The following is a 25,852-nucleotide window of genomic DNA, read 5'->3' on the forward strand; positions in this document are numbered from 1 at the left end:
ACGATGAGCCTGGCTTTGGGTGGGGAAGAATGGTCTGCGCAGTTGAATATTATTGGATTTACCATGCTGTTCACGCCGATTTCGATGGTGATCGGAATTGGGATGAATTGGCTTAGCCGAAAGCATGAATTTGAGGCGGATACATTTGCCAAAGAAACGTTTGCGGGTAAGCCGCTTGCAGAGGCGCTCAAAACCTTATCTGTCAAAACCCTCAGCAATATCAACCCACACCCTTGGTATGTTTTTGTCAATTATTCCCATCCCCCTTTACTGAAAAGACTGGAGCAGTTGGAGTCTTAGAGCATTAGATTTTTGAAAAAAAAGCCAAAAAATTGATATTCGATCGATTAGTTGGTGATTTAGTTTTCAGTACTACGAATCTTTGGAGAATTACAGAATTTATTAGGGGGGGGCGAAATATTATTTTGTTTTTAATCTTGAAATAATACAATTAACTGATATTCAGCGATATTCAACATGATGTAAAATTTGGTTTTTAAGGTTAGAAGATCTACTATTGATACAGGTTTAACCAAAAAACCAAAAAACATCATGAAAAAACTGTTTTCACTGTTACTTTTAGTAACATTTGCTTCCTCCATTGTGGGTTATTCTAATCCCGCTTGTCAAATTACTCCTATTCAAGGAAAGACTTATGAGGCTGGGACTTGTATAGAAGAAACAAAAACTTGTATTCCATTGGGGGATCCATCACTTCCGGATGAACCTCTACCTGGAGACTGTTTTGTCGAGAAGAAAACCGATCCATCTGATCCAGGAATAGGATAACTGCTTTCAAAGAGCTATTCTTTACCGAAAGAATAGCTCTTTATCTTAACATTTATATAAACTAACTCCGGCTTCAAAATTTCAGATTATATGAGATTGATTATTATTTTAGTTTTTTTTTTCTTTGGCTGTTTTTTCCTGTCAGGTAGCTGAAAAGGATCGCCAAATCCAAGAAGTCAAGAAGTTTACGCCCAAATTGATTAAAGAAGTCACCTTGGATTTATCTGGTGGCTACCCCAAGCTTCAAGGGAGTCCTCACTTTATTAATGATGGAGATTCAGCTTTTTTATTTATTCCTTCACGTGATGGAATTGGGGTTTTCAGTTTAGACAGCGGGGGAAAACCGGTGGAGGAAATTAAACTTGCAGAAATTGAAGGATATTTTGATGAATATTCCACAGATCAAATTTATTTTCATCCGTTAAGTAGGAATAGTTTTTTGATGTATCACACCGCTTCGGGTGTAGTTTCCAAAGTTGAGGATAAGGAAATTACCGATCGGTTTAGGGTTTCTGATAAGTTGGGGGATTTATTTTACCTGGCTTATGGAGGGGCTTTTAAAAGTATGGATCTAAGGGATGATCGATTTATTTCGATTTTTGGTATTACGGAGCGATATGGAAAACCTCCCTATATTTATGAAAAGAGAGAACCGATTATCTTCACTTATGACCTAAAAACTGAAGAATCATCCCATTCATTCCCATTGCCTCCAAGCTATGAGGGAAAAGCAGTTAATGTTTATGATTTATTTTTTATTTCTATCGCCTACGATGATACGCTTCAGCGATATTTTATAAATACGCCGATTTCTGATTGGCTATATTTCACAGAAGATTTTCAAACCTATGATTCGGTATTTCTAAGTCCAACCGAAGGCTTTGTGGATATTTCAAATCGTGAAAATAAGGGATATTCTACCTGGCAAAAGGATTTTTACCTATCTAATAGTTTTCCCTGTTTACATTATGATTCAGAAAACAAGTTGTTAGTTCGGCAAATTAGGTATGCCATCGAAAGTGAGCAGTATGATTTCTTAAAAGAAAATTCGTACATCCTACTGGATGAAATGAATAAAAATGTGCTCTTATTTTTTGATCAGGACTTTGAGCCAGTTGGAAGAATGGATGTCTCAGCTTTTAACCATTACTATGTGCACTTTGGAAGGGCGGGAATGTTCATTCTAAATGATGTCGAAATGATTGATGAAGATCATTTGACATTTTCGTTGTTTGATTTTTAGGAAGGAATGGTAGATTATCTATTTTTTAAGAGGGTATTTTCGACTATTTAAAACCTAATATCTTTTTCTGCTCAATTTTTGTTTGGGAAAGCAAAGTGTATGATCTGTCCAAAGCAATCAATTATTTTTTTTCTGTTCACTTTAGTCTCCTGTGGCGAGCATCAGGAATCAAATCACGTTTCAATCAATCTCGAATCACCGCATACCGAAAACCTGAATGACGTTTTTAGCGAATTTGGAATAATTCCATTAGAACTCCATCCAGAGGCACAATTAGTAGAAATAGATAAATTACTCGTCACTGATTCTCATTATTTTGTTTTAGACCGGTCATCTGCTGTTATTTTTGTTTTTGATAAAAAAGGTGAGTTTTCTAACAAACTGGATGCTTTTGGAGAAGGGCCTGGAGAATATCTGGCCATTTCGGATTTTAATATCAACCCATTTAATGGCAATTTGGAGGTTCTATCTCCTGATGGCGTGTTGATTGTTTATGATTCAGATTTTACGTTTCTGGATGAGTTTTCCCTCGAAGGTCTATCAAGTTTTCAATATTTCAATTATCTAAATGAAGACCTGATTGCTTTGAATACCCTAGATCATCGGAATCCTGCTCCAGTGATTTTATGGTCTCGTATTCAGCGTAAACTGTTTAAGGAAGTCTACCTACCGCTCCATGAGCTTGAAAAACATCATCTTGTTTTCATGGAAGACATCTTTTTTCGCAGTGCTAACTCACTTTTTATCTGTACCCGATTTGCCAATGAAGTCTATCAAATCACCGAGGATTCTTTGCTGCTGAAAAAACAGTTTGATTTTGGCAAATACAATTTTCCCACTGATCAAATTAAAGCTGATGAAGCGGAAAAGTATTATCATGATTTTTTTAGCGAGCAAATCCAATCCGCTTTTGGATCAATCAAAAAATACAATGAGTCTGATCGATCTGTGGTTTTTCAATTTTCACTGGAAGGAAAAACAAGGTTTTTTGTCCAAGAAAAAGCATCTGGAAAGTATCAGATTTTAGATCGGTATTTCACCTTTGATGAGTTCAAAAGCGATACAGAAGAAATATATGCTGTAATTTCCCCAGAAGCTATTCCCAACTATGATTTTTGGCCGGAATGGGATTCAGGTCAACGGAATCTTTTGGAGGAAGCAAAAGAAAACGAACAAACATTATTACTTAGGCTAAAAATCGACTAAGGTTCAATTCAAAATTACAATTCGAATTTTAAACCTGGCTCTCCCTCAATGAAGCTTGCCATTTCCCTTCAATTTTTCCTATCTTTTTGCCTCTCAACTAGCGCTAAACCCATGAAAGACCTTGCTGATTTCCATTATCCAATCTCAGACTTATTTCTCCAACCCAAAACTGCCTCAGACTGGGATCAATTCCGACTCAGTAATGAGCAAATCGATTTTTTCCATGAAAATGGATACCTCGCCGGAATCCAACTCCTGAATGAAAATCAAATCCAAGCGCTAAAAAAAGCGCTTGATGAGGTGATGGACCCGCAGCACCCGCTTCATCACTTGTTTCATGAATTTCACAGCAATGAATCCGGTGATCCGAATAAGGTACTTTTTCATTCCTTGGGGCATTGGCGGATTGCGGAGGCCTTTCACGATGTAATCTGGAATCCGGCATTTCGGATGGCCGCCTCTCAGCTGTTGGGAGACCGGGCAGTTCGGTTTTGGCATGATCAGCTTTTTTGCAAACCAGCCCATCATGGTGGAAATGTCGCCTGGCATCAAGATTACAGCTACTGGACTCGGACGATCGAGATGCAGCATCTGACTTGCTGGTGTGGGCTGGATGATGCTACGGAAGAAAACGGTTGTCTGCAGTATGTCCCGGGCTCCCACAGTTGGGGACTTTTAGAAAAACCTGCACTGGCTGGGGAAATGGATGGCTTGATGGCCATGATGACAGAGGAGCAAAAATCGAATTTCAAGCCAGTTGCCATTCCTTTAAAAGCTGGATATGCAGCATTTCATCATCCTTTGCTGGTGCATGGTAGCTTTGCGAATTATTCCGACAGATCCCGAAAAGCATTTGTATTGAATGTTTTTGCGGATGGGACCATTTCCAATTCGGACGAGCCGCTGTTAGAGGGAGTACCTGTGATTCCCAAAGGAGAGAAAATGCAGGGAAAATTTTTTCCATTGATTTTTGAGCCGAAAAATAGGTAAAGGCAAATTGGATGGTTCGATTGCTGTGACCTGGAATTGAGGATGAAGATTTTATTCAGATTTTCGGTGTGGGGAAAGCCTCTTAAATAAGGAGGGTTTATCTTTCGCTATTATTTTTGTAAATCGTTGATGAAAAGTTCAAGATTACACCAATCAAACTTTCAAATTTTAGAATTGATCTTTCAAACTTTATAAAAAATGGCTTCAGGAATATTTGCACTTTTAGATGATGTCGCTACGCTGATGGATGACGTCGCTACTATGACCAAAGTAGCGGCAAAGAAAACGGCTGGGATTTTAGGGGATGACTTGGCTGTCAATGCCGAAAAAGCATCAGGTTTTTTACCGGATCGAGAACTTCCCGTACTTTGGGCGATCACCAAAGGATCGCTGATCAATAAGGTGATCATTTTGCCCATGGCCTTTTTGCTCAGCGCATTTTTGCCGGTTTCCATTGATATTATTTTGGTATTTGGGGGATTGTATCTGGCCTATGAGGGGGCCGAGAAAATCATGGAATTGATCCTTCCTCATGAGAAAAAGGAACGAGCTCAGCTGCATCCTGAATTGAGCAAAGAAGAAATTTTAGCGCTGGAGAAAAAGAAGATCAAATCGGCAATCACTACGGATTTTATTCTTTCGGTCGAAATCATCATCATCACACTGGGTACCGTCGTGGAGGAGCCCATCTTGACTCAAATATTAGTGGTTACGATGATTGCCCTGGTAGCGACCGTTGGGGTGTATGGCTTGGTGGCGTTGATCGTCCGGATGGATGAAATGGGCTTTAAGTTGATTTCGCTTAATGAAGATAAAAGTAGCTTTACCAACAAAGCTGGTGTGGCCATGGTCAAAGGGCTTCCGCATGTAGTTCGGGTGATTGGATTTATCGGAACGATTGCGCTGTTTTTGGTTTCTGGCGGGATTTTCGTTCACAAAATTGAGTTCTTCCATCATCTATTCACCACTTGGCCGGGTATTTTGAGGGATTTCGTGATTGGGGTCGCTGTAGGTATAATTATTTGGATTCCAATTCATTTTGTAAAAAAAGCATTCAAGAAAAAATAAATCAGCTATGGGTTATTTCGTCAGATCTTTCTTTGTTTTCCTTTTCATTTCGGTGACTTCTTTAGCCCTTGGGCAAGAATTTTTGCAATTCGAAGGAGAGGAGGGACCGGGCAAAGGAAAACACATAGTTTTGGTTGCAGGCGATGATGAATACCGCTCAGAGGAATCCATGCCGATGTTGGGAAAAATTCTGGCCCATCGATTTGGCTTTAAAACCACGGTACTTTTCCCCATTGATCCTGAGACAGGAAATGTAGTTCCCAACTACCAAAATAACATCCCAGGATTGGAAAATCTGGAGACTGCTGATCTGATGATCATGCTGGTCCGTTTTCGGGAATTACCCGATGAGCAGACTCGGTACATTGAAAATTTCCTGAAGGCTGGAAAACCGATCATTGGCCTTCGAACTTCGACCCATGCTTTTGCCTATCAAAAAAACAAAACTTCCCCTTTTGCCAAATGGGACTGGATGAGTAAAACCGAAGGTTGGGAGGGAGGATTTGGGCAGCGGATTTTCGGGGAGACCTGGGTCAATCATCATGGAGTTCATGGTAAAGAAGGAACACGAGCACTCATCAATGGAGTAAATCAAATGAATGATCATCCGGTTTTGCGTGGAGTGAAGGATATTTGGGGGCCATCAGATGTATATGGGATTAAGAATTTGCCTAATGACGCCCAAGTTTTGATCTATGGACAAAGTACTGCCGGAATGACGGCTGAGGCGCCTTTGATGTGGGAAAAGGCCGTGATGCCGATTGCCTGGACCAAAGCCTATCAGCTTGAGGGAGGAAAGCAGGGGATGGCTTTTGCTTCTACGATGGGTGCTTCATTGGATTTTGAAAGTGAAGACCTGCGGAGATTGATTATTAATGCTTCTTTTTGGCTTTTGGATTTCTCCGAAGCGATTACTGAAGAGATGAATGTGGATTATGTGGGCGATTATCAGCCAACCATGTTTGGCTTTGATAATTTTCGAAAAGGCATGCGATTGGAGGATTTCAGATAAGGCTCAGTTTTAAATAAAGTTAGATTTCAATGGATTCTGTCCGGCAGGAATTTTAGGATTTAGAAAAAATTATTCCTTTGGTATCGCCATGGTATGGTTTGCAAAAAGCTTAAATTCTCCGTCTATTTTAGTATAAGTTCGCATAAAATTATATGTCGTTGGGCTGGGACCGCGATCCACGATGGTGTAGCCCGTGACTATTGCGGTTTGTCCCAGAATAACCACTTTTTGATCACTTGATAGTCGGTTCCGTGTAGTTTGCTCCTGCCCATTTTGGATTTTTTTGGCCTGATTGACCACTTCCTTTTTTCCATCGGTCAAGCTCGCATGATCATGTACCCAAATAAAATCTTCGGCCAAAATATTTTCTAAAAATGCCACGTCTGACTCCAAGAGAGCCTTTTCCCAAGCTAAATCCAATTCAAGTAGTTTTTGAGAATCAGTCTGGGATAAGACGGGGAAACTGAATATAAGAAGTAGGTAAATTAGGACAAGATTTTTCATAGAACTGGATTTAGAGACAATTAAGATAAAGAAATATGTTGGCTTTTAAATCTTTTTCCATTTGGTTTTGGAAAATTGGGTCAAGGCTAAAAACTGATAAAAATCAATCCTTTAGCAAGAGTTTGAACAGCTTAATGTAGGATTTAAGCCGTAAATTGATTGGATTATAAGATCACAAACATGGAAAATTTTATTCTGTCTTTTCAAGAGCTTGGCATAGGTGATGTGCATAAGGTGGGTGGGAAAAATGCCTCACTTGGCGAAATGTATCAAAAGCTAAATCCACTTGGAATTAATATTCCAAATGGTTTTGCGGTAAGTGCTGAGGGATATCGCTATTTTGTTTCAGAAAATAAACTAGGAACTTTTATTCAAAATGAGCTATCCCAACTCGACGTAAAAGAATTTTCGAATCTCCAGAAAATTTCGACTGCTATCAAAAAAAGGATTTTGGAAGGTGAAATGCCCCTGATTTTAGCCAAGCAAATCGCAGATTCGTATCGAAAATTATGCGAGCTGGAGGGTAGGGAACTTGATGTTGCAGTCAGAAGCAGTGCGACCGCAGAAGACCTGCCCGGAGCAAGTTTTGCCGGACTTCATGATTCTTTTTTAAATATTTCAGGTGAGGAAAAGTTGAATGAAACTGTACAGAGATGCTTTGCCTCTTTATACAATGCACGAGCAATCAAATATCGTCACGACAAAGGGTTTGATTCAGCCGAAATCGCCTTGTCAGTGGGAGTGCAGATGATGGTTAGGTCTGATTTGGCCTGTAGTGGGGTGACTTTTTCCATTGATCCTGCATCCGGATTTGAAAATATTGTTTTGATTACAGGCTGCTGGGGTTTAGGCGAAAATATCGTTCAGGGAGCGGTGATTCCCGATGAGTTTTTAGTTTTCAAACCAAGTCTGGAAAAGAAAAAAAGAGCCATCGTTTCCAAAAAGATGGGCTCCAAGACCAAAACCATGATTTATTCTGATCGAGGCGGAGTCCAAAACCTGGATACGGAGCCCGAAAAACAGAAGAGCTGGGTCCTTTCAGAAGATGAAGTAGAAATATTGGCGAGGTGGGCCATCCAAATCGAGCAACATTATCATATGCCTATGGATATTGAATGGGCTAAAGATGGTAATTCCGGCAAATTATTTATCGTCCAAGCCCGACCTGAAACAGTCCATGCAGATCGGGATCAATTCGTGATGAAAGAGTTTAAGCTGCTGGAAAAAGGAAAACTGTTGACCACTGGATATGCCATCGGGAATGGGATTACATCCGGAAAAGTCAAAATATTAGATTCCCCAGCTGAGGCAGATCAATTAAAAGAAGGTGAAATTTTACTTACAGAAATCACCAATCCAGACTGGGATCCTGTGATGAAAAAAGCAGTAGCCATCATCACTACAAAAGGGGGGCGTACCAGTCATGCGGCTATTGTGGCACGTGAAATGGGCGCTTTAGCAATAGTTGGTGCTGAGACTGCACTTGATACCTTGCGTAATGGCGATGTGATCACCCTGGATACTTCTGCTGGCAAAATAGGTAATGTCTATCAGGGTGAGTTGAAATGGAAAGTCTCTGAGCATAATTTCAAAGGGATCAACCTTCCCGAGACAAAGCCTATGTTCATTTTAACAGATCCCGAAAAAGCGTTTGACCTTTCGTTTTTTCCGAACCAAGGAGTGGGATTAATGCGCATGGAGTTTGTAATTAATAACACCATTCGAGTTCATCCCATGGCTTTGGTTCATTTTGACCAATTGAAAAATGAGGAAGAAAAGGCTCAAATAGACGCAATTTGTAGTGCTTACTCAGACAAAAAGGAATACTTCATCGATTCATTATCTCAGGCTGTGGCGACGATCGCCGCTGCTTTTTATCCCAAAGATGTGATTTTGCGAATGAGTGATTTCAAAACTAATGAATATGCAAATCTCCTTGGCGGAAGACAGTTTGAGCCCAAAGAAGAAAATCCAATGTTGGGTTTCAGGGGAGCATCGCGCTATGGGCATGATCGATATCGGGAAGGCTTTAGGCTGGAGTGTCTAGCAGTAAAAAGGGTGCGTGAAGATATGGGGTTGGAAAACGTGAAAGTCATGATTCCTTTTTGTCGGACACCTGAGGAAGGACGCAGCGTGATAAAGCTGATGAGAGAATTTGGCCTAAAGCAAGGCGAAAAAGGATTAGAAATTTATGTGATGGCTGAGATTCCTTCCAATGTGATCTTAGCTGAGGAATTTGTAAAGATTTTTGATGGATTCTCCATAGGATCCAATGATCTCACGCAACTAACCCTAGGAGTGGACCGTGACTCAGAGGTGTTGAGTGAACTGTTTGATGAAAATAACCCAGCGGTCAAATGGATGATAGCAGAGGTGATTCGTAAAGTCAAATCTGCTGGAAAGAAAATTGGTTTGTGTGGGCAAGCACCAAGTGATAATCCGAAGTTTGCAGAATTTCTGATTGGACTGGGAATCGATAGTATTTCATTTAATCCGGACTCATTTATTAAGGGAATAGAGCAGATGAATCGTGCTGAAAAACAGAAATTAGATAGGGAGAATTAGTTTTTTTCGAAATAAAAATAAAAGAGAAGTATGAAAATACTTTGAAATAATTTACATGAAATCTCAAAATCCATTGATCTATTCTATGATGTAGTTTGTGTACAGAATAGCTCCATTGGTTAAAATTTTAATGTTAAAATGCTGTAAAATAGGCATTTAATTTTTTATATAAAGCATGGTATAATTTAAAGAATCTTTCGTTTTGGCTTAACTAAAGCGGTTTTTGGTGGTTTAATTTTTAACCTAACTATTATTTACTAAACATCAAAGCCATGAAAAAATCAACAATTCATTTTTGGAAAACACCCGCTCTCCTTGCCACACTTGGCCTTGGACTGGTATTTTCATCTTGTGAGGATGACACTGATCCTCCGATGATTCCTGAAGAGGAGACCGTCGTGGACATTGCAGCAAATAGTCCCGATTTTACAACATTGACAGCTGCAGTAAATGAAGCTGGATTGACGGAAACGCTTTCCCAGACTGGACCTTTTACCGTTTTTGCTCCCACTGATGGAGCATTTAATGATTTCCTTGCTGCCAATAATTTGACTGCGGATGAGCTTTTGGCCGATCCTGATTTAGCTAGTATTCTGACTTACCATGTAATCGGTGGTTCTGTTGTGGCGGATCAAGTCAGTCCAGGAGCCGTAACTCCTTTAAATGATATTCCATTTTATGTCAGTGAGGACCCGGATGGAAATCTTTGGATTAATGGAAATACTCAGGTAATAGACACCGATATCATGGCGGATAATGGCATCATCCATGTGTTGGATTATGTCATTACGCCTCCTACGCAGAATATTGCTGAGATAGCGATTGAATCTACGGAAGCTGCGGAACCTGAATTTACCCAACTGGTTGCTGCCTTGCTTCGAGCAGATTTAGCAGGGAGCGTCAGTGGAGATATGATGGATGATTTGACCGTATTTGCCCCGACTGATGCCGCTTTTGAGGATTTGTATGCTGCATTGGGAGTGAGTGGAGTTGATGAAATTCCAGTAGAAACATTAACGGATGTATTGCTTTATCATGTGGTGCCGGCGAGAGCTTTTTCTCAGGATTTGCGAGATGGGGCTAGTTTACCCACTCTTCTTGAAGGTGAAGAGTTGACTGTGAATCTAGCTGATTTGGAAATTAACGAAAGTGGATTGATTGCTGAAGCCTTGAATATTCATGCCACCAATGGTGTGATTCACGCGATCGATCAGGTGCTTTTGCCTCCTAGTGATGAGTCCTCAGCACGGATTACTTTAGCAAATGAAGGTGCCTCAGCTTATTTGATCGAATCAATCGATGGAGAGGGTGCTTCTGGTGAACTCGATACAGAAAATACCGGCATTGAATTGACTGAAGGATTACGATACACATTTGTAAACAATGGAGGAGCAAATCATCCACTTGATTTTAGAAATGCTGATGGAGATATTTTGTTGGCAGAAGATGGTACCGAAGGTACATTCGAGGATGATGCGGATGTGAATTTTGCCGTGGATGGATCATCGATTAGTTTTACACTGACTGCCGAACTTGCTGCAGTTATCGCAACTTACAACTGCACCGTGCACTCTGTGATGGAGGGAGCAATTACGATTGCTGATTAAATTGTTAATTGGTTAGTTCGAGAACCGGCTATTTCTGAAAAGAAGTAGTCGGATTTTTTTTGAGTCAGGAATGGGATTCATTTGGGCGGTCCAATTTGGTCCAAAAGTGAGATTTTTGCATTTTTTCTCCTTATTTTTAATTGAAAACCCAATAAACCTATGAACCTATACACCAAATCCAAAGCTATTGGCTGGATTCTGATTTTTACTTTTTTTTCCTGCCAAGCTCCAGTTGAAAAATCTGATGCGAATACTGATAACCCATCCCCAAAACCACGAACTATTGTCACTACTGACGGGGAGATTGACGATGTGGACTCTTTTATCCGGATGCTTCTTTATGCTAATGAATATCAGATCGAAGGACTGATTTATTCCAGTAGCATGTGGCATTACAAAGGGGATGGAAAAGGTACTCCATTCACCTCTGAAATGGAGATGACCAAAAATCTGTATGGTGAACAGACAGACTTGAGGTGGCCGGGGGAGGAATGGATGAATCCACTTTTGGATGCGTATGAGACTGTTTTCCCTAAATTAAGTCAACATGCAGAAGGGTTTCCCACCGCGGACGAACTTCGATCTGTGGTCAGAGTAGGGAATATTGATTTCGAGGGAGAAATGGAAAAAGATACCGAGGGATCAGATTTTATCAAAGCCAAATTATTGGATGATGAAATGGAGCCAATCTATCTCCAAGTTTGGGGAGGAACGAATACGATCGCCCGTGCTTTAAAGTCGATTGAGGATGAGTATAAGGACACGGATCAATGGAAGCAGATTTATCAAAAAGTGGTCGATAAAGCGATTATTTATGCGATTTTGGATCAAGATGCCACTTATCGGAACTACATCGAGCCCAATTGGCCGGATGTCAAAATCTATTACAATAGCAATCAGTTTTGGTGCTTTGCCTACCCTTGGAAGGAGGCGGTTCCCGAATCTCAACATTACCTCTTCGAAGGGGAATTTATGGGTAATGAAATCATTAATGATCACGGTCCACTGATGAAGCAATATTATAGCTATGGGGATGGACAAAAGCAGGAAGGAGATGATGAGCATATCCATGGAGATCCTACCCAATTGGAGGATGCCCAATGGGGAACTTTTGGGATTTATGATTTTATCTCAGAGGGAGACTCACCGGCTTTTTTTCACCTAATTGATGTCGGGTTAGATAATCTCGAAAATCCCCAATGGGGAGGTTGGGGCGGTAGATTGGTGCAGTCTGAGGAGCAGCCCAATCGCTGGGAAGATGGTGAAAATGTCCGGGATTTTAATCCATTTACCGAAGAGATGGACGCCACTTTTCCCCAAATCCGGTGGGTCAAGGCGATTCAGAAGGACTTTGCTGCACGGGCGGATTGGTGTATCCTGGATTATGCAGAGGCTAATCATCCGCCTGTGGTAAAAGCCAAGGGATCTCAGCGACTCATGGCCAAGCCTGGGGAAATGATTTCACTTGAGGTGGAAGCCAGTGATCCGGACGGAGATGAATTGGATGTCAATTATTGGATCTATCAAGAGGTAGGGAGCTATTCCGAAGAAGTAGAACTCACTGTAAATCAAGAATCAGTAAAGGTCCAATTGGCCGAAACAGGATCCGGAGAGCTTCATGTCATAGCCGAAGTTCGGGATCAGGCAGAACATCCGATGACGAGGTATGTGAGATTTGTGGTTTTGGTGGAAGAATGACATTCCGAACGAATAGTGCTTTAAAAACCTACCATTACTTCTCTAAATAGGTTTTTAGCAACTGTAGATCTTTTTGGTTTGCTCTTCTCATCATCCATTTCATCAAAGGACTCATAAATCGTGAAAATCTTTTGGGCTCCCCGGTATTTCTCAAAATCATTCGAGTGATTTTATTATCGATTTTCTCCTAGATATAGGTGGTTTTCATTGGGAAAGGTCTTTCAGCGGTTTGCCTTATTAACTTTTGAGATGGATAGAATTCCACAACTTCAGAGGTGTAGGCCAATTCTTTACCAATAAAATGGGAAATAAAAGCAAGCCTAGAACCGATTCGAATTGATTTTTTAGTTTTCTATATAACCGATTTGATATTTTTGTACCAAAGAGGAACATGATCAGGATTGGCAGCGAAAGTATCAACCTCCTGAATAGGAAGATGAAATCGAGGATGACGTAGCCGTTACACACTGGGATGACTATCAAGCATGCGAGATTCCTTCCCGAATCAAGTTCAGGACCAGTTATGGCCTTTGAAAGTCAATTATAGACACATGAATAGTAATAGAGATTTGCACATCAACCATAGTTAAACTTGATTTGGTCACTTAATATCCAAAAAATGAAAACTAGGTAACTACTCTAATCCTCCATCGGATGCATCTTCAGCAATTCCTCCGCATTCCAAAATCCTTCTTTGTCTTTGACTTCTTCTCGGACTTTTTTTACCAAATCCGGAGAAATCGGAGAAGCTTGATTGCCAAATGAATTTCGGACATAGGTCAAAACTGCCGCAACTTCCGTATCGTCAAGCATCCCTTCGTAAGGAGTCATGGGAACTTGTCCGGGATAAGTTCGTCCATTGACTTCCATTTCACCCATGATTCCTTTGAGGACGATTTTGATTAGTCGCTCTTCATTTCCAGTTACCCAGGGAGTATTTCGAAGAGGAGGAAATTGCGAAGCAGTCAACCCTCCTCCATCCAATTGATGGCAGGTAGCGCAGAAGCCTTCACGTGCATAGATTTCTTTGCCCAAGACAAAAAGCTCCCGGTCCGACCCGGTCAAGTTTGACTTGATGTCTTCTTCTTTTTTCTCCGCAACAGAAAGCCCATTGATATGAGCGATTGCAGTTTCCAGGGTCCGGGGAATCCAAACCGCATCTTTTTCCTGTTTTTCTACCTCAGCGAGTATGTTGATTCCTTCCTCTTGGGGCAGCCATGAGGCAGCTGCAATGACTTCCATTCTGACTCGACCATGAGGATCGGAAGCAGCCGCCAATAACAACTCGGCTTGATCCTCGACCTGATGACCGGTGTAGCGCAGCACCCGAACTGCAGCAGCACGAACACGATGATCCTCACTTTTGAGAAGATCACGAAGCAAATCTTGATTGACTCGATTGATTCCCCAAGTCACCCAAAGGGCCTCTAGTCGATGATGGTCGTAACTACTGTCATTTTGATTCAAATTGGTCAGCCAGTTTTCGACGGCATCATAAACTTCCCCCTTGGCTTTCCCTCGAAGTTCTCTTCGTGTACGGTAGCGGGTGCGGTATTCAGGCAGTTTGAGATTTTCCAACAACTCAGGAATACTTGCCCCGTGGATTTTTGCATGTTCTACCAAAGGCCGAGATGGGTAGGTCACTCGGTAAATCCGTCCGTGAACATGGTCCCGAAGGGGATCTCTGGCATTGTGCTGCATGTGTCCGATCAGGATATTGTGCCAGTCCACCACGTAAAGCGAACCGTCAGGTGCAAATTCCAAATCCACCGGTCTGAAATTCCGGTCTGTTGAAGTGATCAAGTCCTGTCTCCATTCGGTTTTGAAACCTACCGAGTCTTCGATCATTCGGTGCTGCTTAGTTCCTAAAAAACCTATGGTATTGTTCAATAAAATATCACCTTGAACTTCATCCGGAAAATGTCGACTGGATACAAATTCCAGTCCTGAAGTGGGACGAACCATGTGATCTTGCTCTACCAGATTGGGACCTTTGAAATTGAAATTGCCATAGCGGGGCAGAACCGATCCCGGGAGCATCCAATTGAGATTTGGACCGGAAGTTTCGAGGTAGAAATTTTGCCCCCAATCGTCAAAAGCAATTCCCCAAGGATTAGGAATGGCGACCTGATTGACGCGCTCGAGTTTGTGACGCTTGGGTTCGTAGCGATAAAATCCCCCATTGGTAGCTCTGACTGGCCCGTAAGATGTTTCGACATTGGTATGCAAAAAGACTCCCTCGGCCATGTAAATAGCGCCTGATTCGTCGGTGGAGTAGGCCGAAATCGCATGGTGAGTATCATGATCATCAAAGCCCGATAGCAAAATGGTTTCTTTGTCCGCACGGTCATCTCCGTCAGTATCCTCAAGCAAAACCAGATTTGGAAGCTGCGAAACGTAAACTCCCTCAGCGGCAAGTTCAAAACCTACAGGAAGATGTAAATTATCAGCAAAAGTCGTTTGTTTGTCGGCTTTTCCATCTCCATTGGTGTCTTCTAGGATAATTAGCTTGTCCTGTGGTTTGGGATCGCCAGGCTTGTAATGAGGATAGCTAGGCATAGTAGCCACCCAAAGTCTCCCACGATTGTCAAAGGAAAGTTGGACTGGATTGGCCAAGTCAGGAAATTCTTCCTCAGACGCAAAAAGCTCGATTTGATAGCCTTCGGGAACCTGAAATGTTTCCAAAGCTTCTTCTCCATATTTATATTCCAAACTTCCATTTGCTTGCGGATTGTAATTGGTTTCTACATCAGGAAGTGATCGGGTTTTTGCATCGGCAGCGACCAAATCATATTCCTTCCCCTGTGCGGCATTCCAAATCGCAGTATCCCGATTTGCGGTGAGTTGACGGATTTTATCGAGTTCAAAGGGATAATTGTCCGGACCAAAAGGATCGTATCTCCGCCCAAAAACATGGACTCCATTGGGGATTTTGTAATCATTGTGCCACATCCAGTTTTTTTCCATCACTGCTTGATGAATGGCCTCGGTCTGCGATTCGGCTTTTCTTCCAGATCTTCCGAAAATTCCATTAGCGAGAGTTTCGGCAAAAAGTTTATAGCCCTCTTCATTCAATTGTGATCCATCAATGGTAAGGGGCTCATCTGAAAACTGATACCAGTTTTGGCTTGCAGTAAAGGCATCTACAAATGGGATTTCGTGCTTTTCGGCAACTTCTCGAATAGCCTCTGAATATTGCTTTAAATTTTCATTTTCGGATTTCCCGCTGGGGACATCTTTGGTTTCAGAAAGGTCTTCAAACGCAATTGGAGATACGAGTACTAGTTTTGGGGGAGTTTCCCCATTATAATTTTGAGTTTTAGAATGAATAACCCATGCGTCAAGCTCCTCTTTGAAAGTTTGTAGTTTATCGGTCCCCTGAAAGGATTCACTAAATCCAAAAAAACCAATTACCCAATCCGCCTCCAATCGAGTCAACCATTCATCCGGTTTTTCGAAGAAGCCCTGAGAATCAGAAAAAGTGGCAAACTCATCCTGATATTGCTCAGCTCCAGGAAAAGCCCAAGGGTCATTAGTTGCCGATCGAGGACGAAATCCCGGTGTATCTCCGGGATCTGCCATATTTCGGATGAATAAGTTGTGCTCGGGATAGCGCAGGTGCATTTCGGTTTCAAACCAACCGAATTCCATCATTCGGGAGGCTAAATTTCCCCCAATGAGCATGATTCGATCATTGGGTTCAACTGACGGGTTTTTCTCTTTTTGACAAGAAGTGAGCAAAAAAGCACTTAAAAATACCAGAGTGTAGAGTAAGTTTGACTTCATGGGTTATTGGTAATTTGACTTGTTCAATGCCGTCTATATCTTTTCTTTGAACCTTTACTATTCTTCTTGATGAGCAAGGTAGGTGCCAGATAGAAGACTAGAAAGAATCGCTTTTATTTGATGAAGAGATCAAATTGGGGCCCAAATACCCCAAGGATAGGTAATATATCTCCTTTTTTATTTAAACGGTAGATTATTTGGTTACTTATCTGTTTTTGTTTTTCTAAATTTCACTTTGAATAATCGGACCAATCTAACCTATGGAAAATTTATCTCAATACCTGAAAGGGTCTTTTTTTGCTTTCTTCTTGCTTTTGGCCTTTTCCTGTCAAGAGCAAAGCGCAAGCAGGGAGCTTACCGGAAATCCAAAAATCGATAAGCTAAAACTGCCCACTGGTTTTGTGGCCGAACTGATTTACAGTCCCGGGGATCAGGATCAGGGCTCATGGGTCGCCATGACTTTTGACGACAAGGGAAGAATGATCACGGCTGATCAATATGGATTTTTATATCGATTGACTATCCCGGAGGTAGGGTCAAAGGATAGTGTGCAGGTAGAAAAAATGATTGTGGGAAATGTGGTCGAACCCCAGGTAGGGATGGGCTATGCGCAAGGTTTGCTTTATGCCTTTAACTCCATTTATGTCATGGTAAATCACCATGCCAACGAGACTTTTGAAAAAAGCACCGGGCTCTATCGGATCCAGGATTTGGATGGAGATGATCAATATGAAACGGTGGAGGAAATCCGAACTTTTGACGGGGAACCTGGAGAGCATGGGCCACATTCGATGAAATTAACCCCTGACGGAAAGCGAATAGTGCTCTCGGCAGGAAATCATGTTGACGTGCCTGAGATGGATCATTATCGGATTCCAAGAGTTTGGGATGAAGATAATTTGTTTCCACTGATCAAGGATCCACGAGGCCATGCCAATAATCGAACGGCGCCGGGTGGATGGATTGCGACAATTGATCCTGACGGGAAAAATTGGGAAATGATCGCCGCAGGCTTTCGCAATGAATTTGATATTGCCTACAATGAAGTGGGAGATTTGTTTACCTACGATTCGGACATGGAGTGGGATTTTGGAATGCCATGGTATAGACCTACCCGGATCAATCATGTGACGAGTGGAGCCGAGTTTGGCTGGAGAACCGGAAATGCCAAATGGTCCCCCAATTATCCGGACAATCTTCCTGCGATTTTGAATATTGGGCAAGGATCCCCGACCAATGTCATGTTTGGAACAGAAGCAAATTTCCCGTCTCAATATCGAAAAGCGCTCTTTGCGTTTGACTGGAGTTTTGGGATTATTTATGCGGTGCATCTGACTCCAAACGGGGCAAGCTATGATGCTACTGCTGAAGAATTTATTTCAGGATCGCCACTTCCTCTGACCGATGGCACTATTGGTCCGGATGGTGCGATGTATTTTGCTACGGGAGGGAGAAGATTGGAGTCCGATCTCTATCGTGTGTATTACCAAGGAGAGGTAGATAGCTATCAGCCAATTACCATGGAAGAACTACCCGAGGAAGCAAAACTTAGGAGAGAATTGGAAGAATACCACGGTAAGAATCCGGCTGCCGAAGGATTGGAACTAGCTTGGGAAAATTTGGATCATTCGGACCGCTTTGTTCAATATGCCGCTCGAATAGCTTTGGAACATCAACCCATAGATTCTTGGAAGCAAAAAGCGCTTTCGGAATCCGATGCGGTAAGGAAAAGCCAGTCGATTTTAGCATTGGCAAGACAGGAAAGTGAGGCCGATGCTGTTCCGATGATTCAGAGTCTGATGGAAATTGACTACGAATCGCTTTCAGAAAAAGAAAAGCAGGACTTGCTTCGAACGATCGAAGTGATTTTGTATCGATTTGATGAAGCTGCAGCGCCGGTAAAACGCGATTTAATTGGGTATTTATCTCCAAATTTTCCTGCGGAAGATAATTTACTAAACCGCTCGCTTTCAGTTCTATTGACGCATTTGGATGCTCCCGATGCAGTGGAGAAAACGCTTGCTCTGTTAAAAACCGCCAAAGATGACGAGGATTATCAGAAAACGTTTACCTCTTCCTCTGAGCTGGTTTTCCGAAATCCCCAATACGGTTTGGATATCGCAAGTATGCTGGCCAATGTCCCTCCGGCCCAAGCTACCTTCTACGCCACGGTGCTTGGCGGTGCAGATAAAGGATGGAATCCACAAATGCGGGAGGAATATTTTGCTTGGATCAAAAACGCGCTGACCGAATACAAAGGAGGAAGGAGTTATGTGGGATTTTTGGATCGGGCTCGAAAAATGGCCTTGGCCTCAGTCGATCCAGCAGATTTTGAAAAATACGATGAGCTTTCCGGAGGAAAATTATTGACTTCCAGTGGAAATGATATTGCCGAAACGGGCATCCAACCCGAAGGGCCGGGTAGAAGTTGGTCTGTAGATGAAGCCATGGCGGCTGTAGAAACTCTCGAAAATCAAGATTATGTCCGAGGAAAGGCCATGTATCAGGCCACGCTGTGTCAGTCTTGCCATACCATGCAGGGAGAAGGCGGCGCTGTGGGACCAGATTTGACACAATTGGGAACGAGATTTACCAAAAAAGATATTCTCGAGGCCACCATCAATCCAAGCGATGTCATTTCGGATCAATATCATGCGACGGTTTTTGAGCTGAAAGAAGGAGGCTCCATCGTCGGGAAACTGACTGATCAGGATGAGGAAAATTACTATGTGTCCCAAAATCCATTTGCTCCGGATGATCTGCGTACAGTTCCCAAAAGCACGGTGGATTTCACTAAAAACTCAGATGTCTCGATCATGCTTCCAGGCTTGATTAATCGCTTGAACGAGGAAGAATTGAAAGATTTGATGGCATACTTGATTTCTGGTGGGAATAAAGATCATGAAGTCTTTCAGAGCAAAGCTACCGCTAAACGATAGGACTTCTTTTGTAAAGAAGGGGTCAGTAAAAATAATACGTTGAATTCCCACTTTCTTTTTCCAAATTTATCCAAGTTAAACATCAGAGATTATGAAAAAACTGCATTTTGTGTTTTTCGGAGTAGTGGGATTACTACTTTCCTGTCAATCCAAAGATCAAACCGAAGAAGTCCAATTTGAAGAAACGATCGAAATGCCAGATGATGGTGTTCGTATGATTCCGATTTCTACGCTTAGTGGTGATTTTGAGGTTTTTACCAAACGAGTAGGGGATAACCCTACCAAAAAAGTTTTGTTGCTTCATGGCGGACCGGGAATGACTCATGAGCAATATGGGAATTTCGATCAATATTTTCCTGAAGAGGATATCGAGTTTATTTGGTACGATCAGTTGGGCTCTGCTCATTCTGATCAGCCTGAGGATTCGACGCTTTGGACGATTGATCGATTTGTCGATGAAGTGGAGCAAGTTCGTACGGCCTTGGGATTGAATAAGGATAATTTCTATCTACTGGGCCAGTCATGGGGAGGAATGCTCGGAATGGAATATGCTTTTAAGCATCAAGACAATCTCAAAGGCTTGATCATCTGTAATATGATGTCAAGTTTGGATGAGTATGAAAAATATGCCAAAGAAGTGCTAGGCCCTCAAATGCCTCCAAAAGTATTTGCCGAATTGATGGAAATTGAGAAAAATATGGATTTTGAAAATCCCCGCTATATGGAATTACTCGGAGAGCATCATTATCCCCAGCATGTGCTGCGGATGCCATCCAATGAATGGCCGGAAGAAATCAACCGCATGATGTCTCAGGTCAATCCAGATGTATATGTTTACATGCAGGGATATTCCGAATTTGGAATTACTCCAGGTGCCAGTCTAAAAGGATGGGATGTCAAAGATCAGCTAAAAAACATCACTGTGCCCACCCTTGTCGTAGGAGCGACTCACGATACGATGGATCCCGAACATATGGAATGGATGTCGACTGAAGTAGCCAACGGGCGGTTTCTACTTTGTCCAAATGGCAGTCACTTAAGCCAATACGATGATCCGGAGCACTTTTTTCCAGGAGTGATTCAGTTTATCAAAGACGTGGACTCGGGAAGTTTTGGAAAGTAAGTCTTCGATCCTCCAAGGATTTCAATCCCTTGGAGGCTTTGATTTTACATTTATTCGTTTGAAAAAGTGTTTTGTTTTACATTTTTTCAAACGAATATGGAAATCGATACCCCCTAAATCCTAAAGAAAATCCCCTTTCGATACAAGAAATAACATAATCCCCACATCCCAGCCAATGCACCAATAGAAGCGATTAGGAATAGTCCATGCTCCCCAAATCCCATCCAGCCGAAGATTCCTCCAGTGAAAATACCCACGGTCTTATTCATCCATCGTCCCAGCATTTCGGCGAAGAGATAGATGAAGATTGAATTCATTCCCACGATCAAAAAGGGGAATATGCCTTTTCTACGATTTTTGACATCTATCCACCAGTAAAAAAATGCCAAAGCCAGAAATGCCCAGCCTCCAGAAGCAAATACAAAAGAAATGGTGCTGATCCGTTTGATAATCGGGGTGATATCTGCCAGATCTAAGCCATAGCCAATGATCAATCCTACCAATCCAGCCAAGGCAATTGTTTTGATTTTTTCCCTAGATGCTTTTGGTGAAAGCAACAGGTTCCCGCAGATTGCTCCCCATATTGTATGCGCTGCCGTCGGGATCGCGTTGATGGCTACCCAGCCTCCAGAGTTGATTTGACCCATAAGTAGCTGATCGGTATAGTTTCCAAAGTTGGTGCCGTGCTCAAATGGCACTTCGGGATTATATACTCTATATAGAATTTCGGTTAAAGCTAGCAGACCCAAAGACACTCCAAGTTGGACCTTCCAGCCCTTAGTCAATAGGAAATAAGTGACCAATATCGTAAAAGAAAGCTGAGTCAGTACATTCCAAAGTTCGAAAACCATTTCCCCAGAATAAACACAATGCAGGCCTGTACCAAACAAAAATAGCATAAAGCAGCGCTTGAGAATATGCAGGGTCACTTTACTCCGATCCTCGGATAGTGCCAGTCTTTTATTCAGGGAAAAAGGCATCGCCACACCAACGATAAACATGAAAAATGGCTGGATCAAATCCCAAAATCTCAGTCCATTCCATTCATGATGGGTGAATTGGAGAAAAAATGGATGGAGTGAATGGCCCTGCGGAAAAAGCTCCAAAAAAGCATGGTAAACCAAGGCAGCCTCGGCGACCAATAAAAACATGGTGAGTCCACGATACACGTCCAGCGAAACCAAGCGCTGGGTGGGATTGGGTGTTTGGGGATTCATAGTCAGGTTGTTTGGGCAACTTTAAGATACCGAACACCATATAATATTTTTCAAAAAAGTGATCAATGGACGATTTCTTTTTTGATTACCCTGGTTTTTAGAACTCACTCTGATTTTCAGACAATCCTAAACACAGCAACGAAATGAGAAAAAGTACCCAGCAGGACGAAAATATGCCAAATGGTATGAAAATAAAGCTTTTCGCTTTTGACATAAAAATAGACTCCAATCGTATAAGAAAGTCCACCGGCTGCAATCCAAAATAGAATTTCCAAACTCAATTTTTCGATTAGATCATTAAGAAAAAACACGGCCAGCCAGCCCATGGTCAAATAAATCACAACAGAGAGAATTTTGAATCTTCCGGTGAAGAAAATCTTAAAAAAAGTGCCAATGATGACCGAGCTCCAGATAAGGCTTAGGAAAATGAGCGCAGTTTTTTGGTTTAGGATGGCGAGAATCATGGGGCTGTATGAACCTGCTATCAAGAAGTAAATGGAAATATGATCCCAAACCTGAAGCCGAGCTTTGACTTTGGGTTTGATGGCTGCATGGTAAGCTGTCGAAAAGCTATACACCATCAATATACCAATGCAAAAAGAGATCGTTGCGATCAGCATCAAAATTGAGCTTTTTTCAAATGCTTCGACAATCAAAAATGGAATAGCGACCAAACTTAAAATTAATCCAAACCCGTGAGAAAGTGCATTTGCATTTTCCTCTGAAGCGGTCTGCGGACGCTTTAATTTGGTCGAGGTATTTTTAAAAATCACGGATTGTCTGTTTTGCCGATCGGTTTGTCGTTTCTACTCCATTCACTCCAAGAGCCCGCGTAAAGTTTTGGGATCTCCAATCCGGCATAATCCATCGCCAAAAGTGTATGACAAGCCGAAACCCCGGAGCCGCAGTGCACAATCACCTCTTCATTATCTTTTAAAACGGATTCATATTTCGATTTCAATTTCTCAGGGCTCAAAAATCGGCCATTCGCATCCATATTTTCTGTAAGCGGAATATTGATCGCTCCCGGAATATGTCCGGCGATCAAATCAATGGGCTCTTGCTCGCCTCGGTATCGCTCTGCGGATCGGACATCGATGACTACGGTCCCATCTTTTCCTGCTTTTTTCTCTACCTCAGGCATAGAGACTATGGGGAGTTTCCAGTTTTCAGCAGGATAGGCGGATGTTGGAGATGGTTTTGAATCTCCTTTTTCAATGGAATAACCTACCTGAATTGCCGCTTGCATTCCTCCTTCGAGCACCTGCACTTTTTCATGGCCGAGAGCTCGCACCATCCACCAAAAACGAGCGGCGGAATTCGCACCATTTTGATCATCGTAAACCACGACATGTGTCTTGGGTTCAATTCCCAAATTGCCCAAAACAGTACAGAAGTCAGAAACTTCGGGCAGCGGATGTCGACCTCCATCTGCCAGATTTTCTTTGATGTCTGCTAATTCCAAATTAGGGTCGACAAAAACCGCCCCTCTCAAATGCTCCTGCACAAAGGTCTTTTTCGGATTGGGATTGTTTCGAGCATCGACCAGGATAAAATCGGAGTTTTGGGTTAAATCGGCTAATTGCTCGGCAGGAAGAATTGGAGACATGATTTGCTGGATTTTTTACGTTTGGTAAATCTATCAAATCACAAGGGGAAAAGAAAAATCCCGCCTGTTTCAGACGGGATTTCAAAATCAGAATTATTTAACAACTTTAATTAGAACTGACTTTTAAATTGTTCCATTTTCTGATCGACCATCGTGTCCACCATGAATGAAACTTTTACACCTTCCCATGCCATGGTCACTTTAGCTACCTTGTTATCTTCGGCGGAGATGTGGTATTGTAGTCGCTCGGTGTTTCCGCCTCGTTCGGTACTTGCTGTGAATGAAACCGCATCGTCTTTGGCTACTGCTTCCTCATCGATTTTTCCATCTTTCATGTAGGCAAAAACAGAAGCGGCTTTGCTATTCAAATGAACGGTCCAATCTCCAGACTCAGATGGGGTCATAAAAATTGAATATTTCCCAGCACGGATGGTTTTACCTCCTACGCTCACGGGTGTGCTAAACTCAATAATCGTTTGAGCGTTGGCGCCAGCTCTCCAAGTTACTCCGTATTTTTCGATTTCTCCGAAGATTTTCCGGCCTTTTACCGCAGGTGAAGAATAATCGATGTTGATTTTGGTAAATCCCACGACCTGAGAAACTGACGCGGCAGGGCTGAGAGCAGGACTTTGTAGTTGTGCTTGGGCAGTTACACTTGCCACTAAAATCAAGGCAAAAGCCAAGAGGAATTGGGTGATTTTTTTCATGGATTTTTTGGATTTGGGTTAATTAGTTTGGATTGCTAACTGATTTTCGGAACAGATGTTTTAGGAATCAATTTTGATTTTATTTTTTCGGCTTTCGAAGTAGGTTGATATTTCCTCCCTGACCAGCGCGTTAAGCGTCATTTCTTTGGTGAGTCCGCCTTTTCTCCCCACAAGTACTCCATATTTCATGTCCGCATAGCCATCCATTTCGTGGGCATCCGGGTTGATGGCTAGTTTAACTCCTTGTTCCATCGCATAGCGCACCCACCGCCAATCCAAATCCAGTCGCCAAGGATTGGCATTGATCTCGATCACCACATTGTGCTCCGCGCAGGCGTCGATGATGGCTTTGTGATCGATGGGATAGCCTTCCCTTCGGAGCAAAAGTCTTCCCGTCGGATGTCCCAAAATCGTGGTGTAGGGGTTTTGAATCGCGGTGAGCAATCGATTGGTGGCCCTGGTGATATCCATATTTAAAATGGAATGAACCGAAGAGACGATAAAGTCAAACTTTGCCAAAATCTCCTCTGGATAATCCAAACTCCCATCACCGAGGATGTCACTTTCGATGCCTTTGAAAATTTTAAATGGTGCCAATTCAGCGTTTAAGGAATCGATCTCCTCATGTTGCTTTAAAACCTTTTCGATTTCTAGCCCTCCTGCATAGCTGGCAGTTCGAGAGTGATCGGAAATCCCCAAGTATTCATAACCCAATTCCTTACAGTATTCAGCCATTTGCCGGAGGCTATGTTTTCCATCGCTGTACGTCGAGTGGTTGTGTAAAATCCCCTTGAGGTCTTTTTCCTCCAAAAGGTCCGGGATTTTATTTTCCTTGGCCAATTCAACCTCATCAAGACCTTCACGCATTTCGATCGGAATAAACTGAAGATGATTTTGACTGAAGAATTCACTTTCGTCCTTAAACCCATTTTTCAACAGCTTATCTGCGACTGTTTCTTTTTCATTTAAAAAAGACTGCAAGTGCAAAGGAGAAGCACTTAAGGCATATTTTTTTCCGGGGAAATCCTGAATGGAACAAAAATGAATGGCAAAGTTTAAATCTTGGTCGTTAATCTTTCCGCGAAAAGAAAAGGGGCTGGACTGACTGAGATCCAACTGAAACTCGGGAAAGGTTTTCAAAGATTTTTTTACTGATGGGAGATTTTCTGAACCAATCAACCATTCAGCCGTGGAGATGATTTCCATTTTTCTAGCAAATTCACCTACCAAAGCCAAATTAGCATCTGGGAGCTGCTCACTTAGTTTATAGGTCAGCGAATCGATGACCTCTTCGATATCTGCATAGAGCCATTTTCCCGCATTGGAAGCTTTGAATTCTAGATTTTGAATGATGGTTTCTTGAGTTTTTTCGCCGAAACCTTTGATTTTGGCCACTTTGCCGCTTTGGCAGGCTTCCATCAATTCGTGAGTGGAGGTGATGCCGAGTTCCTCCCAGAGTGTTTTTACTTTCTTAGGACCCAAGCCTTTTATCTCCAAAACTTCCAGGATTCCCTGTGGAGTCTTTTCGATCAATTGGTCGAGTTGGGCAAAAGATTCGGTCTCTTTCAGAGAAAGAATTGCCTCCAAAATACTCTTCCCCACTCCCGGGATTTTGCTCAGTTCAGATTCACTGAGTGTCATAATATCCGCGTCTCCGCGCTCGAGTGAATTGAGTGCGGATTGGTAACTCCGGATTTTAAAAGGATTTTCATCATGCAGCTCCATGAGTTGAATGCAGAGCTTGATTTTCTTTAAAATGGTCTTGTGGTCCAAAACTTTTATTTATTTA

General features: G+C 42.2%; 19 protein-coding genes. 12 read left to right on the forward strand and 7 right to left on the reverse strand.

Annotated elements, in window-relative coordinates:
• The 7 genes from BM043_RS18655 to BM043_RS18680 form a co-directional block, all read left to right on the forward strand.
• The coding region (locus BM043_RS18655) for a M48 family metalloprotease (protein ID WP_177188528.1) at window positions 1–300 on the forward strand (300 nt) is incomplete at its 5' end.
• Window positions 301–552: 252 nt separating this feature from the next.
• On the forward strand, window positions 553–789 hold the full coding sequence (locus BM043_RS19425; protein WP_143189581.1) for a hypothetical protein: 237 nt from the start codon (window positions 553–555) through the stop codon (window positions 787–789).
• 124 nt (window positions 790–913) lie between these two features.
• Window positions 914–2,032, forward strand: coding sequence for a hypothetical protein (locus BM043_RS18660; protein WP_092794602.1), 1,119 nt, complete (start codon window positions 914–916; stop codon window positions 2,030–2,032).
• A 99-nt stretch (window positions 2,033–2,131) separates the two neighbouring features.
• Window positions 2,132–3,238, forward strand: coding sequence for a 6-bladed beta-propeller (locus tag BM043_RS18665; protein ID WP_092794604.1), 1,107 nt, complete (start codon window positions 2,132–2,134; stop codon window positions 3,236–3,238).
• Window positions 3,239–3,349: 111 nt separating this feature from the next.
• A complete protein-coding gene (locus BM043_RS18670) occupies window positions 3,350–4,228 on the forward strand; it encodes a phytanoyl-CoA dioxygenase family protein (RefSeq protein ID WP_092794606.1) in 879 nt (292 codons plus the stop codon).
• Between the two features lie 198 nt (window positions 4,229–4,426).
• Window positions 4,427–5,296: a DUF808 domain-containing protein gene (locus BM043_RS18675; RefSeq protein ID WP_092794609.1), complete on the forward strand. Its 870-nt coding sequence runs from the start codon at window positions 4,427–4,429 to the stop codon at window positions 5,294–5,296.
• A 7-nt stretch (window positions 5,297–5,303) separates the two neighbouring features.
• Window positions 5,304–6,308, forward strand: coding sequence for a ThuA domain-containing protein (locus BM043_RS18680; RefSeq protein WP_092794611.1), 1,005 nt, complete (start codon window positions 5,304–5,306; stop codon window positions 6,306–6,308).
• 69 nt (window positions 6,309–6,377) lie between these two features.
• Here the strand turns inward: BM043_RS18680 and BM043_RS18685 are convergent, their stop codons facing one another.
• Complete coding sequence (locus tag BM043_RS18685) at window positions 6,378–6,812, reverse strand: nuclear transport factor 2 family protein (RefSeq protein ID WP_092794613.1); 435 nt, start codon at window positions 6,810–6,812, stop codon at window positions 6,378–6,380.
• Between the two features lie 180 nt (window positions 6,813–6,992).
• Here BM043_RS18685 and ppsA point away from each other — a divergent pair, with 180 nt between their 5' ends.
• The 3 genes from ppsA (at window position 6,993) to BM043_RS18700 (ending at window position 12,682) form a co-directional block, all read left to right on the forward strand.
• On the forward strand, window positions 6,993–9,377 hold the full coding sequence (gene ppsA / locus BM043_RS18690; protein ID WP_092794616.1) for a phosphoenolpyruvate synthase: 2,385 nt from the start codon (window positions 6,993–6,995) through the stop codon (window positions 9,375–9,377).
• A 272-nt stretch (window positions 9,378–9,649) separates the two neighbouring features.
• Entirely contained in the window at window positions 9,650–10,984 is a 1,335-nt protein-coding gene (locus tag BM043_RS18695) for a fasciclin domain-containing protein (RefSeq protein ID WP_092794619.1), read from the forward strand.
• A 159-nt stretch (window positions 10,985–11,143) separates the two neighbouring features.
• Complete coding sequence (locus tag BM043_RS18700) at window positions 11,144–12,682, forward strand: DUF1593 domain-containing protein (protein WP_092794621.1); 1,539 nt, start codon at window positions 11,144–11,146, stop codon at window positions 12,680–12,682.
• A gap of 639 nt (window positions 12,683–13,321) precedes the next feature.
• Here the strand turns inward: BM043_RS18700 and BM043_RS18710 are convergent.
• Window positions 13,322–16,468: a PVC-type heme-binding CxxCH protein gene (locus tag BM043_RS18710; protein WP_092794624.1), complete on the reverse strand. Its 3,147-nt coding sequence runs from the start codon at window positions 16,466–16,468 to the stop codon at window positions 13,322–13,324.
• 260 nt (window positions 16,469–16,728) lie between these two features.
• Here BM043_RS18710 and BM043_RS18715 point away from each other — a divergent pair, with 260 nt between their 5' ends.
• Together BM043_RS18715 and BM043_RS18720 are read left to right on the forward strand one after the other, a co-directional pair.
• A complete protein-coding gene (locus tag BM043_RS18715; RefSeq protein ID WP_092794626.1) occupies window positions 16,729–19,407 on the forward strand; it encodes a c-type cytochrome in 2,679 nt (892 codons plus the stop codon).
• Window positions 19,408–19,498: 91 nt separating this feature from the next.
• The gene (locus BM043_RS18720; protein WP_092794629.1) at window positions 19,499–20,530 is read left to right on the forward strand and encodes a proline iminopeptidase-family hydrolase; all 1,032 of its coding nucleotides are present in this window, start codon (window positions 19,499–19,501) and stop codon (window positions 20,528–20,530) included.
• Between the two features lie 113 nt (window positions 20,531–20,643).
• On the opposite strand, the gene BM043_RS18725 is transcribed toward BM043_RS18720, so the two are convergent.
• The 5 genes from BM043_RS18725 to BM043_RS18745 all read right to left on the reverse strand — a co-directional run bounded on the left by BM043_RS18725 (window position 20,644) and on the right by BM043_RS18745 (window position 25,836).
• Window positions 20,644–21,747 carry an acyltransferase family protein gene (locus tag BM043_RS18725; protein ID WP_092794631.1) on the reverse strand — a complete coding sequence of 368 codons (1,104 nt, stop codon included), beginning with the start codon at window positions 21,745–21,747 and terminating at the stop codon, window positions 20,644–20,646.
• A 116-nt stretch (window positions 21,748–21,863) separates the two neighbouring features.
• Window positions 21,864–22,520 (reverse strand): PAQR family membrane homeostasis protein TrhA, encoded by a 657-nt coding sequence (gene trhA, locus BM043_RS18730; RefSeq protein WP_092794633.1) that lies wholly within the window; start codon window positions 22,518–22,520, stop codon window positions 21,864–21,866.
• A complete protein-coding gene (locus BM043_RS18735; protein WP_092794636.1) occupies window positions 22,517–23,356 on the reverse strand; it encodes a sulfurtransferase in 840 nt (279 codons plus the stop codon). Before BM043_RS18735 ends, trhA begins: the two co-directional genes overlap by 4 nt.
• Before the next feature lie 110 nt (window positions 23,357–23,466).
• Window positions 23,467–24,063, reverse strand: coding sequence for a DUF2911 domain-containing protein (locus BM043_RS18740; RefSeq protein ID WP_092794639.1), 597 nt, complete (start codon window positions 24,061–24,063; stop codon window positions 23,467–23,469).
• 60 nt (window positions 24,064–24,123) lie between these two features.
• Window positions 24,124–25,836, reverse strand: a complete 1,713-nt coding sequence (locus tag BM043_RS18745) for a DNA polymerase/3'-5' exonuclease PolX (protein ID WP_449353815.1) — start codon at window positions 25,834–25,836, stop codon at window positions 24,124–24,126.
• Window positions 25,837–25,852 lie beyond the last annotated feature (16 nt).

It is taken from the genome of Algoriphagus hitonicola, assembly GCF_900113375.1.
GTDB classification, from domain to species: Bacteria; Bacteroidota; Bacteroidia; order Cytophagales; family Cyclobacteriaceae; genus Algoriphagus; species Algoriphagus hitonicola.